Source organism: Mycobacterium sp. NGS48 (assembly GCF_059812585.1).
The window spans coordinates 99033-125303 of the sequence record NZ_JCALCY010000006.1 but is presented as its reverse complement, the minus strand read 5'-3'; the positions used below and the strand labels follow the sequence as shown (position 1 = coordinate 125303).

Annotated in this window: 26 protein-coding genes and 1 pseudogene; 15 read left to right on the top strand and 12 right to left on the bottom strand. The window is 66.1% G+C overall.

Annotation, left to right across the window (positions count from 1 at the left end):
* Positions 1-5: 5 nt before the first annotated feature.
* The 3 genes from AC5Y42_RS13660 to AC5Y42_RS13650 form a co-directional block, all read right to left on the bottom strand.
* A complete protein-coding gene (locus tag AC5Y42_RS13660; protein WP_499898820.1) occupies positions 6-1865 on the bottom strand; it encodes a hypothetical protein in 1860 nt (619 codons plus the stop codon).
* A 119-nt stretch (positions 1866-1984) separates the two neighbouring features.
* The gene (locus tag AC5Y42_RS13655) at positions 1985-2161 is read right to left on the bottom strand and encodes a hypothetical protein (protein ID WP_499898818.1); all 177 of its coding nucleotides are present in this window, start codon (positions 2159-2161) and stop codon (positions 1985-1987) included.
* Positions 2162-2238: 77 nt separating this feature from the next.
* A complete protein-coding gene (locus AC5Y42_RS13650; RefSeq protein WP_499898816.1) occupies positions 2239-2871 on the bottom strand; it encodes a TetR family transcriptional regulator in 633 nt (210 codons plus the stop codon).
* Positions 2872-2924: 53 nt separating this feature from the next.
* Between AC5Y42_RS13650 and bioB the strand changes: the two genes are divergently transcribed.
* Genes bioB through AC5Y42_RS13635 form a run of 3 tightly spaced genes read left to right on the top strand, consistent with a single transcriptional unit; the run spans position 2925 to position 4827 of the window.
* Positions 2925-3959 carry a biotin synthase BioB gene (gene bioB / locus AC5Y42_RS13645; RefSeq protein ID WP_499898815.1) on the top strand — a complete coding sequence of 345 codons (1035 nt, stop codon included), beginning with the start codon at positions 2925-2927 and terminating at the stop codon, positions 3957-3959.
* The gene (gene bsaP, locus AC5Y42_RS13640; RefSeq protein WP_499899023.1) at positions 3959-4186 is read left to right on the top strand and encodes a biotin synthase auxiliary protein BsaP; all 228 of its coding nucleotides are present in this window, start codon (positions 3959-3961) and stop codon (positions 4184-4186) included. Before bioB ends, bsaP begins: the two co-directional genes overlap by 1 nt.
* The gene (locus tag AC5Y42_RS13635) at positions 4183-4827 is read left to right on the top strand and encodes a DUF2567 domain-containing protein (RefSeq protein ID WP_499898813.1); all 645 of its coding nucleotides are present in this window, start codon (positions 4183-4185) and stop codon (positions 4825-4827) included. The genes bsaP and AC5Y42_RS13635 overlap by 4 nt, the downstream gene beginning before the upstream one ends.
* Here the strand turns inward: AC5Y42_RS13635 and AC5Y42_RS13630 are convergent.
* The gene (locus AC5Y42_RS13630) at positions 4793-6133 is read right to left on the bottom strand and encodes a lipase family protein (RefSeq protein WP_499898811.1); all 1341 of its coding nucleotides are present in this window, start codon (positions 6131-6133) and stop codon (positions 4793-4795) included. The two genes, AC5Y42_RS13635 and AC5Y42_RS13630, sit on opposite strands and share 35 nt — an antisense overlap.
* Before the next feature lie 46 nt (positions 6134-6179).
* Complete coding sequence (locus AC5Y42_RS13625) at positions 6180-6878, bottom strand: NUDIX hydrolase (protein ID WP_499898809.1); 699 nt, start codon at positions 6876-6878, stop codon at positions 6180-6182.
* A gap of 100 nt (positions 6879-6978) precedes the next feature.
* Here AC5Y42_RS13625 and nadA point away from each other — a divergent pair, with 100 nt between their 5' ends.
* From nadA to nadC, 3 genes are read left to right on the top strand one after another with little or no spacing between them, the layout of a single operon-like run.
* On the top strand, positions 6979-8031 hold the full coding sequence (gene nadA, locus AC5Y42_RS13620) for a quinolinate synthase NadA (RefSeq protein ID WP_499898807.1): 1053 nt from the start codon (positions 6979-6981) through the stop codon (positions 8029-8031).
* Positions 8031-9602: an L-aspartate oxidase gene (locus AC5Y42_RS13615; RefSeq protein ID WP_499899021.1), complete on the top strand. Its 1572-nt coding sequence runs from the start codon at positions 8031-8033 to the stop codon at positions 9600-9602. Before nadA ends, AC5Y42_RS13615 begins: the two co-directional genes overlap by 1 nt.
* On the top strand, positions 9602-10459 hold the full coding sequence (gene nadC / locus AC5Y42_RS13610) for a carboxylating nicotinate-nucleotide diphosphorylase (protein ID WP_499898806.1): 858 nt from the start codon (positions 9602-9604) through the stop codon (positions 10457-10459). The genes AC5Y42_RS13615 and nadC overlap by 1 nt, the downstream gene beginning before the upstream one ends.
* Positions 10460-10469: 10 nt before the next feature.
* On the opposite strand, the gene AC5Y42_RS13605 is transcribed toward nadC, so the two are convergent.
* From AC5Y42_RS13605 to AC5Y42_RS13595, 3 genes are all read right to left on the bottom strand, one after another.
* Positions 10470-10895 (bottom strand): type II toxin-antitoxin system VapC family toxin, encoded by a 426-nt coding sequence (locus AC5Y42_RS13605; RefSeq protein WP_499898805.1) that lies wholly within the window; start codon positions 10893-10895, stop codon positions 10470-10472.
* Positions 10888-11115, bottom strand: coding sequence for an AbrB/MazE/SpoVT family DNA-binding domain-containing protein (locus tag AC5Y42_RS13600; protein WP_499898804.1), 228 nt, complete (start codon positions 11113-11115; stop codon positions 10888-10890). The genes AC5Y42_RS13605 and AC5Y42_RS13600 overlap by 8 nt, the downstream gene beginning before the upstream one ends.
* 294 nt (positions 11116-11409) lie before the next feature.
* Complete coding sequence (locus AC5Y42_RS13595) at positions 11410-11820, bottom strand: nitroreductase family deazaflavin-dependent oxidoreductase (RefSeq protein WP_499898802.1); 411 nt, start codon at positions 11818-11820, stop codon at positions 11410-11412.
* Between the two features lie 62 nt (positions 11821-11882).
* Between AC5Y42_RS13595 and hisD the strand changes: the two genes are divergently transcribed.
* From hisD to AC5Y42_RS13550, 9 genes and pseudogenes are all read left to right on the top strand, one after another.
* Positions 11883-13199: a histidinol dehydrogenase gene (gene hisD / locus AC5Y42_RS13590; RefSeq protein WP_499899019.1), complete on the top strand. Its 1317-nt coding sequence runs from the start codon at positions 11883-11885 to the stop codon at positions 13197-13199.
* Positions 13196-14334: pseudogene (locus AC5Y42_RS13585) on the top strand (histidinol-phosphate transaminase). The gene hisD and the pseudogene AC5Y42_RS13585 overlap by 4 nt, the downstream one beginning before the upstream one ends.
* Entirely contained in the window at positions 14331-14945 is a 615-nt protein-coding gene (gene hisB / locus AC5Y42_RS13580) for an imidazoleglycerol-phosphate dehydratase HisB (RefSeq protein ID WP_499898801.1), read from the top strand. Before AC5Y42_RS13585 ends, hisB begins: the two are co-directional and overlap by 4 nt.
* Positions 14942-15562, top strand: a complete 621-nt coding sequence (hisH, locus tag AC5Y42_RS13575; protein WP_499898799.1) for an imidazole glycerol phosphate synthase subunit HisH — start codon at positions 14942-14944, stop codon at positions 15560-15562. The genes hisB and hisH overlap by 4 nt, the downstream gene beginning before the upstream one ends.
* A 28-nt stretch (positions 15563-15590) precedes the next feature.
* Positions 15591-16322, top strand: coding sequence for a bifunctional 1-(5-phosphoribosyl)-5-((5-phosphoribosylamino)methylideneamino)imidazole-4-carboxamide isomerase/phosphoribosylanthranilate isomerase PriA (gene priA, locus AC5Y42_RS13570; protein WP_499898798.1), 732 nt, complete (start codon positions 15591-15593; stop codon positions 16320-16322).
* A complete protein-coding gene (locus tag AC5Y42_RS13565) occupies positions 16319-17134 on the top strand; it encodes an inositol monophosphatase family protein (protein WP_499898797.1) in 816 nt (271 codons plus the stop codon). Before priA ends, AC5Y42_RS13565 begins: the two co-directional genes overlap by 4 nt.
* Positions 17135-17136: 2 nt before the next feature.
* Positions 17137-17910, top strand: a complete 774-nt coding sequence (hisF, locus tag AC5Y42_RS13560) for an imidazole glycerol phosphate synthase subunit HisF (protein WP_499898795.1) — start codon at positions 17137-17139, stop codon at positions 17908-17910.
* A complete protein-coding gene (gene hisI / locus AC5Y42_RS13555) occupies positions 17907-18254 on the top strand; it encodes a phosphoribosyl-AMP cyclohydrolase (protein ID WP_499898794.1) in 348 nt (115 codons plus the stop codon). The genes hisF and hisI overlap by 4 nt, the downstream gene beginning before the upstream one ends.
* Before the next feature lie 49 nt (positions 18255-18303).
* A complete protein-coding gene (locus AC5Y42_RS13550) occupies positions 18304-19611 on the top strand; it encodes an MFS transporter (protein ID WP_499898792.1) in 1308 nt (435 codons plus the stop codon).
* Between the two features lie 7 nt (positions 19612-19618).
* Here the strand turns inward: AC5Y42_RS13550 and AC5Y42_RS13545 are convergent, their stop codons facing one another.
* From AC5Y42_RS13545 to AC5Y42_RS13530, 4 genes are read right to left on the bottom strand one after another with little or no spacing between them, the layout of a single operon-like run.
* Positions 19619-20269: a GAP family protein gene (locus AC5Y42_RS13545; RefSeq protein ID WP_499898791.1), complete on the bottom strand. Its 651-nt coding sequence runs from the start codon at positions 20267-20269 to the stop codon at positions 19619-19621.
* Between the two features lie 30 nt (positions 20270-20299).
* Complete coding sequence (locus AC5Y42_RS13540) at positions 20300-22039, bottom strand: AMP-binding protein (RefSeq protein WP_499898789.1); 1740 nt, start codon at positions 22037-22039, stop codon at positions 20300-20302.
* A gap of 56 nt (positions 22040-22095) precedes the next feature.
* Complete coding sequence (pe, locus tag AC5Y42_RS13535; RefSeq protein WP_499898788.1) at positions 22096-23214, bottom strand: acyltransferase PE; 1119 nt, start codon at positions 23212-23214, stop codon at positions 22096-22098.
* 40 nt (positions 23215-23254) lie between these two features.
* Complete coding sequence (locus AC5Y42_RS13530; protein WP_499898787.1) at positions 23255-26233, bottom strand: MMPL/RND family transporter; 2979 nt, start codon at positions 26231-26233, stop codon at positions 23255-23257.
* Positions 26234-26271: the final 38 nt, after the last annotated feature.

The window sequence follows — 26271 nt, the reverse complement described above, 5'->3', positions numbered from 1 at the left end:
TCCGGTTATGCCGCCTGTGGGCGCGAATGCTTCGCGGCCGCCTCCTCCGGCTGTCCGGGCTCGTTGTCGGCCGCGTTGATTCGGCCCGCACCCCAGGTCAGGCCGGCGATCACCATCAGCGTGAAGATCAGTACGACGATCCCGCCGGCGGTGAACAACCACGCCGGTACGGCTGGGTCGCGTTCGCGCTGCAGGATCGTGACTTCGAGCACGAACGGACGGGTGCTGTTGGCCAAGGCGGGAATCTCCGGTGCGGGAATCGCGTCGTCACCCGGAGCCCAGATCGGCACCGCCGTCATCGTGTAGCCGTCTTGGACGCGCAGCAACGTCTTCCAGGATCCCCACACCGGAACGGGCTTGGTGGACTTGTAGTGCCCGGGTCCGACCCGTTCGAGCGAATCGATGAACAAGCCGCGATGATTTTCCATCCGGCCCTGCCAGGACAGGATCGTGAGCCAGTCCGGGTGGTCACTCACCAGGTTGGGCGGATTGATCTGCACGTCCGCCGACACCATTCGTTGTCCAGGTGGGCTCGGCAGATCGGTGAGCGCGATCGTGGCAGTGTCTTGTTGCGGTACCCGGATATGCAATCCGTTGGCTACCGCGCCGCCGAGCACCAGCACGGTGACTACTACGGTCGCGATGCCGATCGCCCGGCCCGGCAGGCGTTGGCCGGTCAGCACCATGCCGAACATCGCCGCGCAGATCCCGGTCAGCACTGCCGCCGGCACGGCCATGGCCAGGGCTGCGCCCCACATGGTGACCGGCCACGGGTAGTGATACACCGCGCCGATCCACAGCGACTCCAGCCACAGCCCGACGGTTCCCACACCCAAACCGGCGACGGCGCCGAACAGAATCGGACGTCGGATCAACGGAGTGAGGCCCAGCAACTCGACAACCAACGCCGGACCCAGATACAGCGGGAACCAGTTGATCGGGGCTCCCAGAATCGGACCGACCAGCACCGCCACACCGGCCCGCAGCGCAATCGCGAACAGCGCCGCAATAATGGCCGCGCCCCGCCCCATCGTCAGGCGCGCCGCGATGGTGCCGAGCGCTGCGGCAGCGGCGATCAGCATCGGCTGGAATACCAGCCGGAACTGTGGGACGCCGAAATCGAACTCGATCTGATAGACCGACATGCCGATCAGCAATCCGCCGAACGACAAGTAGCGCAGGAATTTGATGAACCGGCGCTCCTCTTTTGCGAAAGCACCTTGTTCGGGTGTGTCCGGTAATGCCCGTCCGCCTTCGTATTCCAGCATCAGCACCGCGAACAGAGAGAACCCCGCGCCGCCGATCATCATCAAATGCGTGGGGCCCCAGAGCGTGACGTCCTGGCCGAAGATGCGATGCCAAATATCGTCGAGGGGGAAGCCGATCAGCGCATACAGGCCGCAGCCGGCCATCAGCAATCCGCCGACGGGCGCGTACCAGTCGTGGGTGATGCGCATCGCCGCCGGTCCCGGCTTCTCGAACGGCATCACCACCGCCAACATGCCGGCAAAGAAGATCCCGAATAGGCCGATGATGATGAAGTAGTGCGCGGGGTTGGCCAACGGCCCGGGATCACGGCCGTTGCCGATATGCCAGCTGACATCCCAGATGAAGCCGAACAGGGCGCAGATGATCGAGGTGGTGAACACCAGAACCGGCAGGGCGACCCAGGAAGGACGATCGAACCGCTGGCCCAACCGCTCGCCGACGCGAGTCAGCCAACTGATCTTGTGCGTGCGGTGGGCGTAGCCGCCCCACAGCATCAGCAGAGCTACCACCGCCGCGGCGATCGCGAGACCGATCACCTGGCCGATACCCGCACCGCCTGCGGGCGCCTCCGCGAGAACCGCTACTTGCACCGCCATCTCCTCCCAATTGCGCCGGGCCGCCCCGGGAGAACTGATCGCCTATAGGTAACTGACCCCACAGTAGGTTGCCGATCCTCCCCAAATTGAAACTTCGGGCGATTCGACAGCCGACCCGGTTACTGGGGCTTGTCGTCGGCCGGTGGCCGGGCCTCCGGTTGGGCCCGGCGCCGGTCCCGCAGCGCGACGTACAGCACGACACCGACGACGATCACTGCCGGCAGGAACGCAGGAAGCGCCAGCAGCAGGTAATGATGCGCCATGTAGTCGACGTGCGAAGTGCTGAGTGTCGTCATGCTCTCGGCGATCCTGGCTGTGTGGAGCGGTCGGAATCTCACCGCTACGGCCAAGCTACCCCGACAGTACGGCCGGCTTACCGCGGAGCAATGGCACCGACCATGCCGGACAACACCCGGCCGGTCGCCGTCTGACCCGCTATGCCGTCGATGAGCAATCGCAGCCCGAAGTCGAATCCGCTGCCGGGGTCCGCCGATGGCTCGATCAGTGACTGCGTCTCGGGCACCGCGCCGGCGGCGTCCCACTGCAAGCGGGACTGCTCGTCGGCGGTGGCTCCGAGTACGTAATAGAGGATCGTGCGGGCGGCCAACTCGGACTGTTCGGGGCCAAGCCCGGCTTCGGCGGCCGCGTCGGCCAACACCACCAGAATGTGGCTGACTCCGCGCGATTGTCCGGCGGCAAAGCTCGCCGAGACCAGCTCAGCGCCATCGGTGTGGGAGAGCAGTGCGTCGCGCATTCGTGAGCACACGGTGCGCACCCGGCGGCGCCAATCGACATCGGCGCCAAGACCGGCAGCGATGTCGGCCGGCCGCAATACGTGGTCGGCGACGGCGCCGAGCAGCCGCTGCTTGTCGGGAAAATGCCAGTACAGAGCGCCCGGAGTGATGCCCAGTTCACGCGCCAGCCGACGCATGGTCAGATCGGCGATCCCGTACTGGTCGAGGATCGCGGCGGCGGCTTCGATCACGTCACGTTTGTGCAGCTGCACGCCGCTAGCCTAACCTGAACACCGTTCAAGTAAGGCAGCGACGGGAGTACTTGGTGACCCAGGCGGCGACGCGACCGACCACCGATACCGGCAGCACGGACATCCTCACCATCGCACGACAGCAGGTGCTGACGCGCGGCGAGGGCCTGAGCCAAAACCAGGTGCTGCACGTGCTGCAGCTACCCGACGACCGGCTCGAGGAGCTGCTGGCGCTGGCCCACGAGGTGCGGATGGCCTGGTGCGGGCCCGACGTCGAGGTCGAGGGCATCATCAGCCTGAAAACCGGTGGGTGCCCGGAGGACTGCCATTTCTGCTCGCAGTCGGGGCTGTTCGCCTCGCCGGTGCGCAGCGCCTGGCTGGATATCCCGAGCCTGGTCGAGGCGGCTAAACAAACAGCCAAGACCGGCGCCACCGAATTCTGCATCGTCGCCGCGGTGCGCGGACCCGACGAGCGGTTGCTCGCACAGGTTGCCGCCGGCATCGAGGCAATCCGCAACGAGGTCGACATACAGATCGCCTGCTCGCTGGGGATGCTGACGCAGGAGCAGGTGGACCGGTTGTCGGCGATGGGCGTCCACCGCTACAACCACAACCTGGAGACCGCCCGCTCGCATTTCCCCAACGTCGTCACCACGCACACCTGGGAAGAGCGTTGGGACACACTGTCGATGGTGCGCGAGGCCGGCATGGAGGTGTGCTGCGGCGGCATCCTCGGGATGGGGGAGACACTCGAGCAGCGCGCGGAGTTCGCCGCCAATCTGGCCGACCTCGACCCCGACGAGGTGCCGCTGAACTTCCTGAACCCGCGGCCCGGCACCCCTTTCGGCGACCTGGAGGTGCTGCCGGCCGCCGACGCGCTGAGGGCCGTCGCCGCCTTCCGGCTGGCGCTACCGCGCACCATGCTGCGCTTCGCCGGGGGTCGGGAGATCACTCTCGGCGACCTTGGCGCCAAGCAGGGCATCCTGGGCGGCATCAATGCGGTGATTGTCGGGAATTACCTGACCACACTGGGCCGTCCAGCCGAGGCCGACTTGGAACTGCTCGACGATCTGCAGATGCCGATCAAGGCGCTCAACGCCAGCCTGTGATGGTCGTCGATCTGCCCGGTCCGGTCGGGGCCGGCGTCTACAACATCTACACCGGAGCCAAGGCGGGCACGTCGGTGCCCACGGCGGCCCAGCTGGGGTTGGAGCCGCCGCGGTTCTGCGCCGAATGCGGTCGCCGGATGGTGGTGCAGGTCCGTCCCGACGGTTGGTGGGCGAAGTGTTCACGACACGGCGTGGTGGATTCGGCCGAGCTGGACGGGCAGCGGTGACCGAACCCACCGGTCTGCCGGCCGCGCCGCCGAGCACCTCGCGGCGACGGGCGGTCGTCGTCGTAGTGGTCGGCTTACTGGTGACGGGGGTGTTGATCGGTGCGCTGTGGGCGTGGCTGGCCCCGGCCGTCCACGGTGTGGTGGCATTGACCCACGACGGGGATCGGGTGCACGACTACCTCGGCAACGAATCCGACCACTTCTTCGTCGCCGCGTTTCTGATGCTCGGGCTGTTGAATATGGTCGCCGTGCTGGCGGCGGTGCTTCTATGGCAGTGGCGGGCACACCGTGGCCCGGGCATGGTCGGCGCGCTGTGCATCGGTGTGCTGGGCGCCGCGGCTGCGGCGACGACGGCAGGTGCGCTGCTGGTGCACACCCATTATGGCGCAACGGATTTCGCTGCCGCTCCGGTGACCGAGCAGCACCGGGTGTATTACTTCACCGAGGCGCCGCCGGTGTTCTTCGGCCAGGCCCCACTGCAGATCGCGTGCACCCTGCTGTTGCCTGTTGCCACCGTCGCGCTGGTCTACGCCGTGCTGGCCGCCGCGACTGCCCGCGACGATCTCGGCGGCTATCCCGCGGTCACACCGCGGGCGCCCGAGCCGGTCACAGCGGACGCCGGTCCACCGTCCGTCCCGTGATCACCTTCGCCGCGATCACGGCCAACCGCGCCATGCCGGTGTAGGTCGCCGGGTTGAACATGGTCGGCCACTTGGTCCTGGTCCGACGAGTGTTCAACGGGCGTCGCGCGAAGCGGTCCTGCAACCAGCGCAGCGTCATCGGCGCCGACAGCGGATGCAGCAGCAGGTGTTCACAGAACGCGTCGCGATGGTAGGTGACGTCGGCGCCGCCGGCCGAATAGGCATCGGCCAGCTCGTCGATGTCGTCGACGTTGATGATGTAGTCGTGCACGGCTTGCACGATCAGCACGGGCGGCGTCGGCACCGTGGTGCCGAGCTTGATGTTGTCGAAGACGTTCTGGACCTCCGGCATGTCCAGGACCTCGCCGAGCGGCCGGTCGAGGAAGTCGCCCATGTCCTTGCGCGCCATCCGGATCACGGCGCCCACCGTCGTCATCGTCTCCAGCCGGCACAGCAACGCGCGGCCCTCGTCGTTGGTGTGCTCTTTGATCACCCGGTCCAGGTCGGGGTAGATGTGCGCAAGCGCGGCCACCACCAGGGCGGGCAAACCGGAAAAGAGACCGCCGTTGAGCTTGCGGAAGGTGTTGCCCAGATCGCCGACGGGCGACCCGAGCACGGCACCGGCAATGTCGAGCTCGGGTGCGTATTCGGCGCAGACTTCGGTCGCCCAGGCGGTCGCCAGGCCGCCGCCGGAATATCCCCAGAGTCCGACCGGCGCCGACGGGGACAGCCCCAGGCGCTCCGAGCTCAGCGCGGCCCGGACCCCGTCGAGCACGTAATAGCCCGGCTCATACGGCGCGCCCCACCAGCCGTGGGGCCCCTCGTGGTCGGGCACCGAGACCGCCCAGCCCTCGGCGAGAGCCGCGTTGACCAGCAGGAACTCCAGCTGCGCAAACGAGCCGACGGCATTGGCGCGGCGGCGCAGCGCATAGGACGGGAAGCAGCGGGAGGACACCGAGTCGATCGCACACTGATAGGACAACAGCGGGCAGACCTGGCCCGGCTTGAGGTCGGCGGGCACGATCACGGTGGTCACCGTGGTCTGCGGATCGCCATTGCGGTCCGTGGTCCGGTACAGCAGCTGGGTGGCGGTGATGGGCTGCGGGATCAGACCCAGAAACGCCAGTTCGACATCGCGCGACCGCAGTACGGTGCCCGGCACGGCGTGCTCGAAGCCTGGTGGCGGCTGGTAGAAGGGATCCCTCGACGGTAGGACGGGCCAAGCCTTGGGCTGCAACTCCTCATGCTGGGGCCGGCCGATCCATTCGGCACCGGTCGATGTGGTCGCGAGGCTGCCAATGTCCATCGGGGCATTGTTACTTAAGAAGGGCTTAAGAATCCAGTCGACTCGCTTAAGTCATGCCCGGCGGCCGCAGCGCGGCAAACTGGTCGGTGACCCGCAGCTGCGAGTCGGTGAAGCGGTACAGCGCCGCCGGGCGCCCGCCGCTGCGCCCGGATTGCGCGATGGTGCCGGTCTGGGTGATGACGCCGCGGCGGGCCAGCACCCGCTGCAGGTTGGTCGCATCGACCTGGTAGCCCAGTGCGGCGCTGTAGATGTCGCGAAGTGTTGAGACCGCGAATTCCCTTGGTGCCAACGCGAATCCGATGTTCGTATAGGACATCTTGGCCACCAGCCGGGCCCGGGCATGGTCCACCATCGGCCCGTGGTCGAACGCCATGGCCGGAAGCTTGGCCGCCGGATGCCAGCGGGTGTCCGGCGGCAGTTCCGGGGTGGCGGGGGAGGGCACCAAGCCCAAAAACGTCGACGCGATGGTGCGGGTGCGCGGCACCCGTGCTGGGTCGGAGAACACAGCGAGTTGCTCCAAGTGAGCGACTTCACGCAGGTCAACCTTCTCGGCCAACTGGCGTCGCACCGAGGTCGTCATGTCCTCGTCGTGGCGCAGCCGCCCGCCGGGTAGCGACCATGCGCCCCGCTGCGGATCACGGGCCCGTTCCCACAGCAGCACGTTGAGCTGGGGATTCCCCAATTCAAGCCCGCGAACCTGGAACACGACAGCGAGCACCTCGTGCTCGGTGCTAGTATGAACCACGTTTTCGATTGTAAGACGAAAACCTGATCGGCGCGAAAGGACGGGCGATGACCCGCGCCAACGACGATGCAGAGCGAAGCGATGAGGAGGAGCGGCGCTCATGACGGAGACCCTGAATCGCACGGACGCGCTGGGCGACGAATTGCTCGCGCGTATCACCGACTCACCCACCGGTTACTCCGGCGTGGACGCCGACGAATTGTGGGCGGCCGAGATCCGCCGGTTGGCCGAGCTTCGCGGCGCGACAATCCTGGCGCACAACTACCAACTTCCGGCGATCCAGGACATCGCCGACCACGTCGGCGACTCACTGGCGCTGTCGCGGGTCGCTGCCGAGGCGCCGGAAGACACCATCGTGTTCTGCGGTGTGCACTTCATGGCCGAGACGGCCAAGATCCTCAGTCCCGACAAGACCGTTCTGATCCCCGACCAGCGGGCCGGCTGCTCACTGGCGGATTCGATCACTGCCGAGGACTTGCGGGCTTGGAAGGACGACCATCCGGGCGCCGCGGTCGTCTCGTATGTCAATACCAGTGCGGCGGTGAAAGCGCTCACCGACATCTGCTGCACTTCGTCGAATGCTGCCGACGTGGTGGCCTCAATCGATCCGGATCGCGAGGTGCTGTTCTGCCCGGATCAGTTCCTCGGCGCCCATGTGCGCCGGGTGACCGGACGCCAGAACATGCACGTGTGGGCCGGCGAATGCCACGTGCACGCGGGCATCAACGGCGACGAGCTGGCCGATCAAGCGCGCGAGCATCCTGACGCAGAACTGTTCGTGCACCCCGAATGTGGTTGCGCCACTTCGGCTCTGTATCTGGCTGGCGAGGGCGCATTTCCGGAAGAGCGGGTGAAGATCTTGTCCACCGGCGGCATGCTCGACGCCGCCCGAACGACCGGGGCTCGTCAGGTGCTGGTTGCTACCGAGGTGGGGATGTTGTACCAACTGCGCAATGCCGCCCCGCGGGTCGATTTCCAAGCGGTCAACGACCGCGCGTCGTGCAAGTTCATGAAGATGATCACCCCGGCGGCGTTGCTGCGCTGTTTGGTCGAGGGCGCCGACGAAGTTCACGTCGATCCCGAAACAGCACGGCTGGCACGGCAGAGCGTGCAACGGATGATCGCCATCGGCCAGCCCGGCGGCGCCGAATGATCACTCGACCGGCCTGGCAGCAACGGGCCGATGTCGTCGTCATCGGCACCGGCGTCGCTGGCCTCGCCGCCGCGTTGGCCGCCCAACGGGCCGGCAGGCGTGTCGTCGTGTTGTCCAAGGCCGACCGCACGCCCGGGGTCACCGCCACGCACTACGCGCAGGGCGGTATCGCGGTGGTGCTGCCGGAGACCGGAGATTCGGTGGCAGCCCACGTCGCCGACACCCTGGCCGCCGGGGCGGGCCTGTGCGATCCCGATGCAGTGGCCTCGATCGTCGCCGACGGGTATCGGGCGGTGTCCGAATTGGTCGGCAACGGTGCGCAATTCGATGAGTCGCGGCCGGGACAGTGGGCGCTGACCCGGGAAGGCGGACATTCGCGCCGGCGCATCGTGCACGCCGGCGGTGACGCCACCGGCGCCGAGGTGCAACGGGTGCTCGACCATGCGGCGAGCGTGCTGGACATCCGCACCAACCACGCGGTCCTGCGAGTGCTGCGCGACGACTCATATGTGACCGGGGTATTGGTCGCCAACGCCGACGGCCCCGGCATCATTCACGCGCCGTCAGTGGTCTTGGCCACCGGCGGATTGGGGCATCTCTACGCCGCGACCACCAACCCCGAAGGATCCACCGGGGACGGCATCGCGCTGGCGCTGTGGGCCGGCGTAGCGGTCAGCGACATCGAGTTCATCCAGTTTCACCCGACGATGCTGTTCGACGGCCACAGCGGCGGACGCCGCCCCCTGGTCACCGAGGCCATTCGCGGGGAGGGCGCGGTATTGCTTGATGCCCAAGGTGATTCGATCACCGCAGGTGTGCATCCAATGGGGGATCTGGCACCGCGCGACGTCGTCGCCGCCGCAATCGACGCGCGGCTGCGCGCCACCGGCGACCCGTGTGCCTACCTCGACGCCCGCGCCATCGCCGGCTTCGAGACCCGCTTCCCGACCGTGACCGCCGCATGCCGGGCCGCCGGCATCGACCCGGTGCGGCAACCGATTCCGGTCGTTCCCGGCGCGCACTACAGCTGTGGCGGTGTTGTCACCGATGTCGACGGGCTTACCGAACTTCCCGGATTGTTCGCGGCCGGTGAGGTGGCGCGAACCGGGATGCACGGCGCTAACCGGCTTGCGTCCAACAGCTTGCTGGAAGGCTTGGTCGTCGGGGGCCGGGCCGGAAGAGCAGCGGCCGCGCATGCGGCGGCAGCCGGGCCGTCGCGCGCTCAGTTGCCCGCATTACCGGTCGCTGCGGCATTGGCGCGCAACCTCTTACAGGGGGCGATGACCCGTGATGCCTCAGTAGTCCGCGACGCCGATGGCCTGCACCGGCTGGCCGACACACTTTCGGCGGCGCCGGTGCGCAGTTTGATGAACCGCGCCGATCTCGAAGACGTCGCATTGACCGTGACCGCCCGCGCGGTGGCCGTTGCTGCGTTGGCCCGGGAGGAAAGCCGCGGCTGCCATCACCGCGCCGAATACCCGCAGACTGCTCCCAGCGAGGCGCGCAGCGTCGTCGTGCGGCTGGCTGAAGACAACACAGTGCACGCCGCGGCGCTGGCTGCGGTGTGTTGATGGCCCTCTCGGACTGCGAGGCGGCCGAGGCGCGCGCCACGATCGGCCGGGCGCTCGACGAAGATCTCCGCTACGGGCCGGACATCACGACGTTGGCGACGGTGCCGGAAGGGGCGATGGCCACCGCATCGCTGATCACCCGCGAGCCGGGTGTGATCGCCGGCGTGGACGTCGCGCTGCTGGTGCTCGACGAGGTGCTGGGCCCCGACAGTTATCGGGTGCTCGATCGCGTCGAGGATGGGGCCCGGCTGCAGCCGGGCGGGTCGCTGTTGACGATCGAAACGCTCACACTCGGCTTGCTCACCGCGGAGCGGACGATGCTGAATCTGGTGTGCCATCTGTCCGGCATCGCCACCACGACCGCGGCCTGGGTCGACGCCGTGCACGGCACCAGGGCGAAGATCCGCGATACCCGCAAGACGCTGCCCGGCCTGCGAGCGCTACAGAAGTACGCGGTCCGGGTAGGCGGCGGCGTCAATCACCGGATGGGCCTTGGCGATGCGGCGTTGATCAAGGACAACCATGTCGCGGCGGCCGGCTCGGTGGTCGCGGCGCTGCGCGCCGTGCGGGCAGCTGCGCCCGATCTGCCGTGCGAAGTCGAGGTCGACTCGCTTGAGCAGCTCGACGAGATATTGGCCGAGGAACCGGAATTGGTGCTGCTGGACAACTTCCCGGTGTGGCAGACCCAGACGGCGGTGCAGCGCCGTAACGCCCATGCGCCGGCGGTCAAGCTGGAGTCATCCGGCGGGCTGTCGCTGGACAATGCGGCGGCCTACGCCGAGACCGGCGTGGACTATCTCGCGGTTGGCGCGCTCACCCATTCGGTGCGTGTGCTCGACGTCGGACTGGACGTTTAGTCGCCGCCTGTTATGAGGGAGCGATGATTTCGACGGTCGGAAAATATGTGCGGTATCGGCGCGCATCCCGGCTAATCAACGTGAGCTGATCCACCGCGGCATGGGCGCCAATGTAGAAGTCTGGCAACGGCGACCGCCGCTCCCCGCCGCGAGATCGGTAGGCCAGGAAAGCGCGCCCCGCCACAAACCCGGCGGGATACGGCAATGGCACTCGCCGGAACAGGCGCTCGGGCAAGGCGTCGTCGAGCTCCTCGATCGTGTCGTAATTCATCGAAACCTCGGCGTAGATCAACGGGTTGATCAGCAGGGGTGCGGTCCGGGCAGCGGTGGTCAACGCTGCCGACGACCACTGGAACCAATGCGGGTCCTCGGTTGCGACGTCCAACAGCACGTTCGAGTCGACGAGGTACCCGGTCGGTCGGTTAGGTTCAGTCACGGGTCAGCTGGAGCAGCTCGTCGGTCGACATCGTCCGACGTCCGCTGCCCCGTAGAGCGGCAACCGCCCTATCACCACGATCGGGACGGTCACTCGTTCGCGGCACGATCGTCACGACGCCTTCACGCTCGACAAAGTCGACCTCGGTCTCTGGTAGCAGCCCGTGGCGTTCGCGGATGTGCTGCGGAATTGTCACCTGCCCCTTGCTGGTGATTCGCATGCGGCCATCTTACTCTTACTCTTCAAAGTAAGGATCATTTGGCGCGGGTTGACTGCAAAGTACGGCTCAGTGCTCTCGGCGGGTGGCCGACATGCTCGCGCAGCATGCGGGTGAAATGCGGCTGGTCGGCGAAGCCCAACGAACAGGCTTCTGTTCGGTGGTAGAGCGGGTCAGTTGAAGCAGCTCATCGGTCGACATCGTCCGACGGCTCACGTCGTTGATATTGCAGGCAGGGCTGTGATCGAGCGCTGATTCACGACCCTGGGAGCAATCTCAACGTGTGAGAACGCGCCCTCAGGCGATATCAGCGACCAGGACCGCCACCCGGCGCCCTTGCACGCGAGCCAGCCAGGGCAGCCCGTCGCCGCCGCTGCCGGGGTGCAGGATCCGCGGGTTGGTCACGTGCACCTCACGCCGGGAGATCCGCACGTCGGCCTCACCGGCGGCCAGCACGTTTTTCACCCAATCGGCCTTGCCATGGCCCAGCGCGATGGCCAGCAGGTTGCCTTTGCGATAGGTGGTGACGACGGTTTCGTACGGCTTACCAGACTTGCGACCTCGGTGTTTGATGATCGAGGTGCCGGGCAGGAAACGCGCGACCATCTTCACCACCGGGTTCATGTACTTGATCTGCAGCCGGTCCAGCCACGGTGGAAAGATAACCGGCAGCTTCGCGTCGTCGTTCGGGCGGTCGGTGGCGGACATGGCGGTCACTGTACCGGTCCGATAACCATTTGGCCTGCTCTGGGACAATGGTCAGCGTGAACCTGATGGCCCGCATCGACCTGCGCGGCGCCGACTTATCGGCCGCCCGGCTGCGCGCCGCGCTGCCGCGTGGTGGCGCCGACGTCGACGCTGTGCTGCCGACCGTGCGCCCGATCGTCGAGGCGGTCGCCGAGCGGGGCGCCGAGGCCGCGCTGGAGTTCGGCGAGTCCTTCGACGGGGTTCGGCCGGCAGCGATACGCGTGCCGGCCGCCGAGCTGGACGCGGCCCTGGCCGGCCTGGCGGCTGAGGTCCGCGACGCACTGCAGGTGGCGATCGACCGCGCCCGCGCCGTACACGCTGATCAGCGGCGAGCCGACCACACCACCACCGTGGGCCCGGGCGCGACGGTCACCGAGCGCTGGGTTCCCGTCGAGCGGGTCGGCCTGTACGTGCCCGGCGGCAACGCGGTGTACCCGTCGAGCGTGGTGATGAACGTGGTGCCGGCGCAGGCCGCGGGCGTCGGGTCGCTGGTGGTGGCCAGCCCGCCGCAGGCCGCGTATGACGGCCTTCCGCACCCGACGATCCTGGCCGCCGCCCGACTGCTCGGCGTCGACGAGGTGTGGGCCGTCGGCGGAGCGCAGGCGGTGGCCCTGCTGTCCTATGGCGGCGTCGATACCGATGGTGCCGAGCTGGCACCGGTCGACATGGTCACCGGCCCCGGCAACATCTACGTCACCGCGGCCAAGCGGCTCTGCCGCTCCCGGGTGGGCATCGATGCCGAGGCCGGACCGACCGAGATCGCCATCCTGGCTGACCACACCGCCGACCCGGCCCATGTCGCTGCCGACCTGATCAGCCAAGCCGAGCACGACGAGATGGCCGCCAGTGTGCTGGTCACGCAGAGCGCCACGCTGGCCGACGCCACCGACACCGAGCTGGCAAGCCAGGTGCAGACCACGGTGCACCGGGAGCGGGTGACCGCCGCGCTGCGCGGGCCGCAATCGGCGATCATCCTGGTCGACGACCTCGACGCCGGTATCCGTGCCGTCAATGCGTACGCCGCTGAGCACCTGGAGATCCAGACCGAGGACCCGGGCGCCGTTGCAGCCCGGATCCGTTCGGCCGGGGCGATTTTCGTCGGGCCCTGGTCCCCGGTCAGCCTCGGCGATTACTGCGCAGGCTCCAACCACGTGTTGCCGACCGCGGGCTGTGCCCGGCACTCCAGCGGCCTGTCAGTGCAGACCTTTCTGCGCGGCATCCACGTCGTCGACTACACCGAGGCGGCGCTCAAAGACGTGTCGGGCCATGTCATCACGTTGGCCAAAGCCGAGGATCTGCCCGCGCACGGCGAGGCGGTCCGTCGGAGGTTCGAACGATGAGCCGAAAGCCGGTGACACTCGACGACTTGCCGCTGCGCGAAGACCTGCGCGGCAAATCACCATACGGCGCACCGCAGTTGGCGGTACCGGTGCGGCTGAACACCAACGAAAACCCGCACCCGCCCACCCGGGCGCTGATCGACGACGTCGTGCAGTCGGTGCGCGACGCTGCCGCCGACCTGCACCGCTATCCCGACCGCGACGCGGTGGCACTGCGCAGGGATCTGGCCGGCTACCTGACCGCACAGACCGGCGTTCAGCTGAGTGTTGAAAACCTCTGGGCCGCCAATGGCTCCAACGAGATCTTGCAGCAGTTGCTGCAGGCGTTCGGTGGGCCGGGCAGAAGCGCGATCGGCTTTGTCCCGTCGTATTCGATGCACCCGATCATCGCCGATGGCACCCGCACGGAATGGGTCGAGACGGTGCGGGCGCACGACTTCAGCCTGGACATCGAGGCCGCCGTCGCCGCGGTGGTCGAGCGCCGACCCGACGTGGTATTCATCGCCAGCCCCAATAATCCCTCCGGGCAGAGCGTTTCGTTATCGGAGCTGCGGCAGCTGCTGGATGTCGTGCCGGGAATATTGATCCTCGACGAAGCCTACGGCGAATTCTCGTCACGGGCCAGCGCGATCCAACTGGTGGATGAGTATCCGACCAAGTTGATCGTCACCCGCACCATGAGCAAGGCCTTCGCCTTTGCCGGCGGTCGGCTGGGATATCTGATCGCCACCCCGGCGGTGATCGAGGCCATGTTGTTGGTGCGGCTGCCCTACCACCTGTCGTCGCTGACCCAGGCCGCCGCGCGGGCGGCGCTGCGGCACGCCGACGACACGCTGGGCAGCGTCGCCACCCTGATCGCCGAACGTGAACGGGTATCAGATACGTTGAGCGGCTTAGGGTTTCGGGTGGTGTCCAGTGACGCGAATTTCGTGTTGTTCGGACAGTTCGCCGACGCACCCACCGCCTGGCAGCGCTACCTCGATGCCGGCGTGCTGATCCGCGACGTCGGCATTCCCGGCTATCTGCGGGTCACCACCGGGTTGGCCGAGGAGAACGACATCTTCTTAAAAGCCAGCGCGTTGATCGCTGTCACCGAATTGGCCCAGCCTCTACCCAGCCCCTAGGAGCGTCATGAGCGAGAACCGCTACGCGCGTGTGGAACGCACCACGAAAGAATGCGACATCGTCGTCGAACTCGACCTCGACGGCACCGGCCAGGTTCAGATCGACACCGGTATCCCGTTCTACGACCACATGCTGACCGCGCTGGGCAGCCACGCCAGCTTCGATCTGACTGTGCGAGCCAAGGGTGATGTCGAGATCGAGGCACACCACACCATCGAGGACACCGCCATTGTGCTCGGACAAGCGTTGGGCCAAGCTCTCGGCGACAAGAACGGCATCCGCCGGTTTGGGGACGCCTTTATCCCGATGGACGAGGCGCTGGCCCATGCCGCTGTCGACGTATCCGGGCGACCCTACTGCGTGCACACCGGCGAGCCGGATCACCTGCGGCACTTCACCATCGCCGGCAACACCGTGCCCTACCACACCGTCGTCAACCGGCATGTGTTCGAGACACTGGCCAACAACGCGCGTATCGCGTTGCACATTCGTGTCCTGTATGGCCGCGACCCGCACCACATCACCGAGGCCGAGTACAAGGCTGTCGCCCGAGCGTTGCGTCACGCCGTCGAACCCGACCCGCGGGTGTCGGGGGTGCCATCCACCAAAGGTGCTTTGTGACAACAAAATCGGTGGTCGTCCTCGACTACGGGTCGGGCAACCTGCGGTCTGCGCAGCGAGCGCTGCAACGGGTCGGCGCCTCGGTGGAGGTGACCTCCGATCTGAACGCGGCCGCAGCCGCCGACGGTCTGGTGGTACCCGGCGTCGGCGCGTTCGAGGCGTGCATGACCGGGTTGCGGGGGATCGGCGGCGAACGGGTGATCGCGGAACGCGTCGCGGCCGGCCGCCCCGTCTTGGGTGTCTGCGTCGGTATGCAGATCCTGTTCGCCCGCGGTATCGAATTCGGGGTGAAAACCGACGGCTGCGGGCAATGGCCCGGTGTTGTCACCCGGCTCGACGCCCCGGTGATCCCGCACATGGGCTGGAACACGGTGGCCGCCGCTCCGGGTAGCGCACTGTTCAAAGGGTTCAGTGCCGACGACCGGTTCTATTTCGTGCACTCCTACGCCGCCCAATGCTGGACGGGCGACGCCGACACGCTACTGACGTGGGCCACCCATCAGGTACCGTTTCTGGCCGCCGTCGAGGACGGACCGCTGGCCGCCACCCAATTCCATCCGGAGAAGAGCGGGGACGCCGGGGCAGCCCTGCTCAACAACTGGATCGAAGGACTATGACCAACACTTTCGCGCCGCGGGAGGCACTGTGCTGACGTTATTACCGGCCGTCGATGTCGTCGACGGCCGCGCGGTGCGGCTGGTGCAGGGGCGCGCAGGCAGCGAAACCGAATACGGCTCGGCAATCGACGCCGCGCTGGGTTGGCAGCGCGACGGGGCCGAGTGGGTCCACCTGGTCGACCTCGACGCCGCCTTCGGGCGCGGATCCAACCGCGAACTACTTGCCGAGGTTGTCGGCAAACTCGACGTGCACGTCGAACTGTCCGGCGGTATCCGCGACGACGACTCGCTGTCCGCCGCGCTGGCCACCGGATGCGCCCGAGTCAATCTGGGCACCGCGGCCCTGGAAAACCCGCAGTGGTGCGCTGCGGTAATCGCCGAACACGGCGACAACGTTGCCGTCGGCCTGGATGTGCAGATCGTCGATGGTGCGCACCGGCTGCGCGGACGCGGTTGGGAAACCGACGGCGGCGACTTGTGGGATGTCTTGGAACGTCTTGACCGCGAGGGGTGTTCACGTTTTGTCGTCACCGACGTCACCAAGGACGGCACGCTGACCGGGCCGAACCTGGACCTGTTGCGTTCGGTGGCGCACCGCACCGATGCCCCGGTGATCGCCTCCGGCGGGGTGTCAAGCCTCGACGATCTGCGTGCCATCGCCACGCTCGCCGACAGCGGAGTCGAGGGCGCCATCGTCGGAAAGGCTCTGTATGCGGGGCGTTTCACTTTGCCGCAAGCTCTGGCGGCGGTGCGCGAATGACCGTGGACACCAAGGACCTCGATGCGTTGGTGGCCGAAGCGTCGGCGGTCCTCGACGCCGCCGCCGACCCCTTTCTGCAAGGCCACCGCGCCGACTCCGCGGTGGCCAAAAAGGGTGACGACTTCGCCACCAAGGTCGACCTGGCCATCGAACGCCAAGTCGTCGACGCCTTGGTCAAGAACACCGGAATTGAGGTGCACGGCGAAGAGTTCGGCGGTGCGGACCTCGACTCACCGTGGGTCTGGGTACTCGACCCGGTCGACGGCACATTCAACTATGCAGCCGGATCTCCCATGGCGGCCATCCTCCTGGGCCTGTTGCACGACGGTGATCCGGTCGCAGGTCTGACCTGGCTGCCGTTCATCGGGCAGCATTACACGGCCGTGGTCGGCAGCCCGCTGCTCAAAAACGGTGCCCCGCAGCCTCCGCTGCAGCACACCGAACTGACCGATTCGGTCATCGGCATCGGCACGTTCAATGTCGAGTCGCGGGGACGGTTCCCAGGACGCTACCGGCTGGCGGTGCTGGAGAGTCTGAGCCGAGTTTCGTCGCGGCTGCGCATGCACGGTGCTACCGGCATCGATCTCGCCTACGTCGCCGACGGCATCCTAGGCGGTGCAATCAGTTTCGGTGACCATGTGTGGGATCACGCGGCCGGCGTGGCATTGGTACGGGCGGCCGGCGGCGTCGTCACCAATCTGGCCGGGGAAGAGTGGACCCCGCAATCGCGGTCAGCGCTGGCGGCCGCACCAGGCGTGCACGCTCAGATGCTCGAGCTGCTGCGGGCCGTTGGCGACCCTGAGAGCTACTGAGCATGGATGTCGCCGTGCGGGTGATTCCGTGCCTGGACGTCGACGCCGGTCGGGTGGTCAAAGGCGTCAACTTCGAAAACCTGCGCGACGCAGGCGATCCGGTTGAACTCGCGGCCGCCTATGACGCCGAGGGTGCTGACGAGCTGACCTTTCTCGACGTGACCGCCTCGTCGTCGGGCCGAGCCACCATGCTGGAGGTGGTGCGCCGTACCGCCGAGCAAGTGTTCATTCCGCTCACCGTCGGCGGCGGCGTGCGCACGGTCGCCGACGTCGACATGCTCCTTCGGGCGGGTGCGGATAAAGTGTCGATCAATACCGCCGCGATCGCACGCCCCGACCTGCTGGCGGAGATGGCGCGAGCATTCGGCTCCCAGTGCATCGTGTTGTCCGTCGACGCGCGCACCGTGCCGGCCGGGTCGCCGCCGACGCCGTCGGGCTGGGAGGTCACCACACATGGCGGCCGGCGTGGCACAGGTATCGACGCCGTCGAATGGTCTTCTCGCGGAGCCGAACTGGGAGTGGGGGAGATCCTGCTGAATTCGATGGACGCTGACGGCACCCAGGCTGGCTTCGACCTTGCGATGCTTCGCGCGGTCCGGGCCGCGGTGACCGTGCCGGTGATTGCCAGTGGCGGGGCCGGAGTGGCCGAGCACTTCGCACCGGCAGTGGCCGCGGGGGCCGATGCGGTGCTGGCCGCCAGCGTCTTTCACTTCCGCCAGCTGACGATCGGGCAGGTGAAAGCGGCGATGGCCGCTGAAGGGATTACGGTGCGATGACGCTCGATCCGACAATCGCGGCGCGTCTGAAGCGCAACGCCGACGGTCTGTTCACCGCGATCGTGCAGGAGCGCAGCAGCGGCGATGTGCTCATGGTCGCGTGGATGAATGACGAAGCGCTGGCCCGCACGTTGGAAACCCGCGAGGCGACGTATTTTTCGCGGTCCCGCGGTGAGCAGTGGGTCAAGGGCGCCACGTCGGGCCATACCCAGCATGTGCATTCGGTGCGGCTGGACTGCGACGGCGACGCGGTGCTCCTGGCGGTCGACCAAGTCGGCGGTGCCTGCCACACCGGCGATCACAGCTGCTTCGACGCCGACGTGCTGCTGGAGCCCGAGGGCTGACCGTACCCGCACGCTCGCGGCAGCCGAACCGGCGGCAGCTATAAGGTTTGTGACCGTGCGGAAATCCCCGTTGCTGGCATGGGCGCTATGGGATTGCGGAGCGACGGGCCTCAATGCGGTCGTCATAACGTTCGTTTTCCCGGTTTATCTGACCGCATCGGTGGGAGCCGGTGGGGGCACGTCGCCGACGAGTTCGCTGGGCCGGGCGATGACGGTCGCCGGCGTCGCCGTCGCCCTGCTCGCCCCGATGACCGGAAGTTGGGTCGCTGACCCGCGGCGACGCCGTAACGTGCTGACCGCGCTGACCGGGACGGTGGCGGCGCTGACCGCGATGATGAGTTTGGTCCGCGACGACGCCCGCTACCTGTTGCCGGGCCTGATACTGCTGGCCGCCACCGCAGCCTGCAGCGACCTGGCCACTGTTCCGTACAACGCGACGCTGCGGCTGATTTCCACGCCGGAGACCTCCGGCAGGATATCCGGCTTCGGCTTGGCCGCAGGCTATGCCGGCAGCGTGACCTTGCTGTTGGCGGTGTACGTCGGCTTTATCGCAGGAGACGGGCCGGTGGCTGGTGCGCTGGGCATTTCGACCGCCGATGGTCTGAACGTGCGGATGGCGATGCTGCTGACCGGAGCCTGGTTTCTGCTGTTCGCGCTGCCTTTGTTGATCTGGGCGCCGAAACCGCCGGCTATCCCCGGTGAGGCTGCACCGGTCGCCGCGCTGAGCGCGGCTCGCCAGTTCTGGTCGGACCTTGTTGGCGAGTGGCGCCGCGACCGTAACGTCGTCTACTACCTGCTGGCCAGCGCCGTGTTCCGGGACGGGCTGACGGGCGTGTTCGCGTTCGGGGCAGTGTTGGGCGTCAACGTGTATCGCATCTCAGAGGCCAGCGTGTTGTTATTCGGCGTGGCGGCGTGCACTGTGGCCGCCGTAGGCGCTGTTTGCGGCGGTCTGCTCGACCAGCGTGTCGGGTCCAAGACTGTCATCCTCGGCTCGCTGGCCTCGATGATTGCAGTCGGGCTGTTGCTGCTGGCGCTGTCGGGGCCGCTGGCGTTTTGGGTATGCGGCCTCACGCTGTGTCTGTTCATCGGCCCAACCCAGTCGTCGGCGCGCGCTCTGTTGCTGCGAATGACCGCTGACGGCAAGGAAGGACTGGCCTTCGGGCTCTACACCACCACCGGGCGAGCAGCAGCATTTCTGGCGCCGTCGATGTTCTTCGCGTTCATCGATCTGTTCGGTGCTGACCGGGCCGGTCTGGGGGGCCTGCTGGTCGTACTCGCGGCGGGGCTGCTGGCGATGCTGCCCATCCGTGCGCCGGGCCGCCGCGTCAGTATCGCCGAGGTGAGTACCGGCGATTAGCTGCCAGTCAAAGCCCGACGGCACCGACTGCGACGAACACACAGCCCAACGCGGCCAGCAGGATTGCGACTTCACGGCGACGACGCGATCGAATCCAGTCGTGCAGCGCCGTCACCGAGCTGCCGGTTGCCTTGGGCGCCAGCAGATAGGCCAGCAGCGGAACCTCGATGAACGCGAAGGCCACGACGTTGAACATCAACAACACAGCGACTTGGGTCAGGACTGCCGCTCCAGAGGCGAGGATCACGGCCAGCGCGGCGAGATAGTCCACTGACGGCAATGCGATGCCGAGACCGGCGATTCCCGCGACGTACAGCGAATCCCCGCTCAGCAGTCGTTGGGCCGATGTCGGCAATTCTGTCGGCCGCCAACCCACCCGCCCGGGGAGGTCGACGGCTACGACGAAAGCGACCATCAGCACCAGGAGCCCGATCAGGATCTGAACTCTGGGCACAGTGAAGTAGGTGGACCCGAGCAGTCTGCGTCGCAGGACGAACAGAACAACCAGCCCCACCGTCGTTCCCATGACGAAACCGCCACCTAAGAATGCGAGCAGTTGCAGCGCAGGTCTGGGCTTGTTCAGCATGATCACGGCCATGCCGATCCGGAACGGCTCGACGCTGACGGCAAGGGCCATGATCAGGACAGTGACCAGCATTTGCAGTTCTGGGTGCGTCCAACCGCCGGCTTAGGCGTCCAGCCGGGCGAACTGGTCCTGGTGGTACTGCTCGATGCAGGCGGCGCGTCGGATCTTGCCGCTCGTCGTGGTGGGAATCGACCCGGGCGATACCAGAACCAGGTCCGCGGCATTCAGGCCGTGCGCATTGGATATCGCGGAGGTGACGTCGCTTTTGACGCGGGTGAGCCACTGCATCGGCTCCTCGTCGCAATCGCCGCGCTTCTTGAGCTCGATGACGGTGACCAGCTTCTCGGTGCTGTTCATCGGAACCGATATCGCCGCGACCCGACCACCGGTGATCTGCTGGACCGTCGCCTCAATGTCCTCGGGGTAGTGATTGCGACCGTGGACGATCAGCAGATCCTTGATGCGGCCGACAATGAACAGCTCACCCTCGGAGATGAACCCCTGGTCGCCGCTTCTCAGCCAGGGTCCGTCAGGCGTGCCCGGCGACGGGTCGACGAGCATTGCGCCGAAGCACCGCTGCTCCTCCGGCGATTTGCGCCAGTAGCCGTCGGCGACATTGGCGCCGTGCACCCAGATCTCACCGACCAAGCCGGGCGGGCACTCGCGGTGCGTGTCGAAGTCGACGATCCGCACCGAGGGTGACTGCGGCACTTTGTATTTGACCAGCTCTGTACCGGTCCCGGCGGCACATCGCTGAGCGCGCCCAGCGGACAGCTCATCGCGATCGAAGTGGACCGACTCCGACGATTCACTCCAGGTGCCGGCCGCCGCGAAGACGGTCGCCTCCGCCAAGCCGTATGACGGACGCACCATATCGTCCCGGAAGTTGAAGTGCGCGAACCGGTCAACGAAGCGTTGCAAGGTGGCCGGCTCGACACGTTCGGCACCGCTGATGATGCCCAGCACCCCGCCGAGGTCGAGCCCGGCCAGATCATTGTCGGTTGTTTTACGGGCGGCTAAGTCGAAGGCGAAATTCGGGGCCGCTGACCACGCATGAGGACTCGCGGCCAACGAACGCACCCATCTGGCCGGCCTCTCCAAGAACGAAATCGGACTCGTCAGCTCGCTGTGATACCCGCCCAGGATCGGTGCGCAGACACCCAGCACCAAACCCATGTCATGGTAGAACGGCAACCACGAAACGACCGTGAGGTTCGGGGGGGCCTTCACGTGCGAGTCTGCGAAAAAGCCGCGCATCAGCTGCTCGAAATTCACCTGGAGGTTGCGGTGCGAGATCATGACCCCGGTCGGCAGTCGGGTTGAACCCGAGCTGTACTGCAAGTAGGCCGTGCTGGGCAAATCCGCTGTCTGAACGGTCATTCCGCTATCGACATCCAGATTCACTGAATCGACCTCGACGATCTTCGGCATCGCCTCCAGGTGTGCTTGATCGACATATTCGGCGATGTCCTCTGCGACCGCCGACGTGGTGAGCACAACTGAGGGCGCCGTATCGGCAAGGACTGCACTGACCCGCTCATGACTTGAACCGCGGTGCGGTAAGGGGAGCGGAACGGAGATCAGCCCGGCCTGCATGGATCCCAGAAACGCCACAATGTAGTCAAGCGACTGGGGGGCCAGGATTGCGGCCCTGTCTCCGACTGACCCATAGGAGCTGAGCTCCCGGGCCATGTTCAATGTCCGGCGGGATAACTGCGCCCAGGTAAGACTTTCGGGAACACCTGCCCAGTTGTTCTCGTAGTCGGTGAAAGTGAACGCTATGTCCTGAGGCCGAAGGCTGGCACGGCCGTGCAGCATCGAGAGGATCGATGAGTCGGGCATAGGCGTCACATTACGTCGGTAGTAGTTCGTCGAACTCGTCGGCTCGCAGCCGGTTGTCAGCGTGGTCCGTTGGATAACACCGACGCGGCACCGCTGAGGATCTGCGAGAACGGGTCGGCGCCGCCGCCGAAGGTCGCCTGGGTGGCGGGGGCGGTGACGGCCGCGGGGTCGAAGCCGTTCACCGGGTCTACCTGGATCGGAGCGGTCGCCGGATCGTCATTCCTCGAATACGCCGCGTTCACCCTGGGCAGCAATATCGCGTCAAGCTTGTTCAGCGTGTCCTCGTCGATCCCGATGTACGTCAATGGCAGGACCAGCGGAAGGTGTTTTTCGGGGATGAAATATGTCGTGGTTGTCGCGCCCTTGGAGTTCACCGTCGACCGGATGTTCTGCGGCGGCACCATGCTCGGGTTGGTGAAGGCAACAGCCGTATGTCCGGTCGCGAGGCCCATGAGCGAGTTGGCGAGGGCGAACAGGTTATCCGGCCGGTCGGGGAAGTCGGCGATCGAGTCGTAGGCAGAGACGAACATGTGGGTGTCGTACTGGCTTTCCACCGGAGGTGGTATGCGGTAGTCCATTGCGGGAACAACGGACCCGACCGGGAACATTGCGGTCAGGAAACTTTCACCGAAGGCGTGACGCGCAATCGGGTCGCCAAACGTGGCGAAGTTCAGTTGGTCCGGCGGCGGAGCCGTCGGGTCATTTGCGAGTCGAGCCTGTACGGCGTCCAGCACGAGCGAGCCCTCGGAGAGGCCGATCGCGGTACCGGGGCCGCCGTTGCGGATCGCCGCATCGAGGTTGTTCTCGCCCTCGTCGACCGATTCGCCCACACTGGGGCCGTCCAAGCCTAGGCCAGGGAAGATGTCATCCCCGATCTTGCCGATGCCCGGGAAGAGGCGTTCCAGCACGTGGCCCTGAACCTGCCCTGCGGGGTAGGGAACGATTTGTCGCTTGAGGCCGGGGAACCACTCCTCGCCTTCGCGGCGGATGTACTCGTCATAGGGGATGCCCAGCACATGAGCGCCCCCGAGCGCATACGCGGTCCGGTCGGCTGACGTGCCGGGGGTCGACGTCCCACCGACCGGTGTTTCGTCAGCCGATGCACGCTCGATGCCGAAATACCCCGTGGCGCTGGCAGTTACCAGCGCCATCACTCCTGCGAGTAGTTTCTTCATCCCTACTCCTGACCGCTCGGCGTCTCTAGTCTCACATACCTCATGCGTGCTCGCGAACCCCTGTCCGCACTCGTGACGGCCACCAGTTCGCCCGCCCGACCAGCGCAGCGATGGCGGGCACCGTGATGGTGCGCACCAAGAAGGTATCCAGCAAAATTCCCACACCGATCACGAAACCGCCCTGGACCACAGTGCCGATGCTGGAGAACAACAGACCGCACATCGAGGCAGCGAAGATCAGACCTGCAGCGGTAATCACACCGCCGGTCGAACTCAGGGTGCGAATGACGCCGTAACGCATGCTGTGCGGCGACTCGTCCCGCATTCGCGAGACGAGCAGCATGTTGTAATCGGCTCCCACCGCGACCAACACCACGAACGCCAGCGGGGGCACACTCCAATGTAATTGCTGGCCGAGTATGAATTGAAACACCAGCACACCGATACCCACTGCCGACAGATACGAAATCACCACGGAAGCAACAAGATACAGCGGCGCGACAACTGCGCGCAGCAACGCGATCAACGTCAGCAGCACGACAAGCAGGGTTACCGCGATGATGAACCGGATGTCGTGTTCGTAGTAGTCGCGGGTGTCCCGCAGGCTCACGGTGTATCCGGCCATCGACACCGTGGCGTCCGTCAATGCGGTATTCGGTTGGGCATCCCGAGCGGTCCGGGTGATCGTGTTGACCTGATCCATCGCTTCGGTGCTGAACGGATTGAGTTTGGTTTGAACCAGGTACCGCACCGAGTGGCCGTCTGGTGAGATGAATATGTTGGCGGCCTTGGCGAACTCTTCTAGGCGCAGGAGTTGGGACGGGATATTGAATCCGGCCATCGCCGGGTGCGCCGCGTCGTGTTTCAGCGACAGCAGAAACGCCGCTGCCTCATTGAGCCCGGTGCCCAGCTGTTTGACCTGCTCAACGAGTTGAGCCACCGCGTCGGCCACCTGCCGGCTCCCGCCGGCGAACCGGTCTGCGCCATCTTGCAGGCTGCTGAGGTTCCCCTGCAAGCCACCGGGTTTGTCCATGCCCATGGAATGCATCACCTTGGTGAGGTTCGTCAGGGCACCACGCACTCGGGCTACCGATGCGTTCAGGCTCTGCTTGTCCGGGAATGACTGCAGCTGTCCGGCCAGGTCGTTGATCGCGTCGAGGTCCTCTCGGCCGCGTGGACCGACCAGTCGTTCGAACTCCGCGCGGGTGGCGCTGCAGGACTCGTCGAGATCGCAGACCGGGTTGCCCTGCAGGGCCATCAGCACTGGACCTATCCACCCGAACACATTTTTGGCAGCTGAGAAGTTCCAGCCCATGGTGTTGCTGAGCGAGTTGACATGGTCGACGAGCTTGGCTGCGGTGTCGACCTGCTTGACCAACGCGTCGCCACTGTATTGCGTTTTCATCGATGAGAAAGCGTCGACCAGGCTCTGGACGCTGGTGGCGAGCCGGCTGACTTGGCCGCGCACATCGCCGAGGTTGTCGGCCAGCGTGCCCGCCCCTTCCACCAACCGGTTGAGGTCATTGGTGTGGTCATTGATCCGGTCAGATCCGCCGGCCAGGAACGTGCCGATAGCGCCCGCCTGATAGGTGGCTCTGAATTGTTCTGGCACATGCCCGTTGGGGCGAGTGATGCCGCTGACCGCGGCGACATTCGGCAGTTGGCTGACCCGGTCGGCCAGCTGCTCCAGGTCTGCGAGGGCCTGCGGCGTGCGGAGGTCATGCGGTGACTGGACGAGGATGTACGCCGGAATGGACTCGTTTACCGGGAAATGGCGATCCAGCGCGGCATATCCGATGGAACTCGGAGCAGAAGACGGTAGGGCCTTGCGATCGTCGTAGTTATAGCGCACCAAACCGGCGCTGCTGGCCAGGATGATCAACACCAGCACGCTGGCGACCAGATGCACCTTCGGCCGGCGCACGATGCGGATGCCCGAACGCCGCCAGAACCGAGCGGTCAACTCGCGCCGCGGCTTCACCCAGCCTCGTGGCCCGGCCAGCGCGAGAATCGCCGGCAGCAACGTCACCGCGGCAAGGAATGCCACGCCGATCCCAATCGCCGACGAGATTCCGACCGTCTTGAACACTCCCATCCGGGCGAAGCTGATGACGAGGAACGTGATTCCCACGGTGGCCGCGGACGCGGCGATCACTTTCCCGATCGAGATCATTGCGCGTTCGACCGCCTGATCGAAATCCACGCCTGAGCGCAGATAGTCGTGATAGCGGCTGATCAGAAAGACTGCGTAATCCGTTCCGGCGCCGGCCATGATCGCACTCAGAAACACGATGGACTGATTCGAAACACCCGAACCTGTCAGGTGGGAGTAGCCGGCAACCACTGCCTGTGCGATCGCCAGGGACAGCCCGATCGATATCAACGGCAGCAGCATCGTGATCGCGCTGCGGTAAACCACCAGTAGAACGATGAGCACCAGCACGGCGATCGCCAGCTCAATCGGCAGCCGATCCCGATCGCCCGCTACCGTCAGGTCTGCGACAGTGGCCGCGGGACCGGTGAGGTTTGCGGTCAGGGTCGTTCCGGCGACGGTGTGTTCGACGATATCGCCGATCCGGTTGAAAGCTGCGTAAGAACGCGGAGTGCCCAGCTCGCCCGCAACGCCGACCGGCAGCACCCAGGCTTTGTTGTCCTTGCTGGTCAAGGCCGGACGCAGCGGCGGTGTGCTGATGAAATCCTGCAACATCACGACATCTCGCGGGTCCTGGCGCAGCCGGTCGACGAGCTTGCGGTACGTGGCTTCGTCGGCGGGACCAAGGCCCTTGTCGTTGGTCAGGACCACCAGCAGCAGGTCTTCTGAGCCCGATTCGTGAAACGCCTCGGTCATCTTTCGAGCGGTGACGCTCGACGGTGCATCGCTGGGCAGGATGGCGAGCGGATGCTTCTGGGCCATCTCGCCCAGGGATGGGAAGCTGAGCGGTAGCGCGACCGCGATCGCGACCCAGATCCCTATCACTGCCCAGGGCCACCGCACCACGAAATCGGCTAGCCGTCGCATATCGGCCTCACCCTCGCTCGACGCTGTCCATCGAAGTG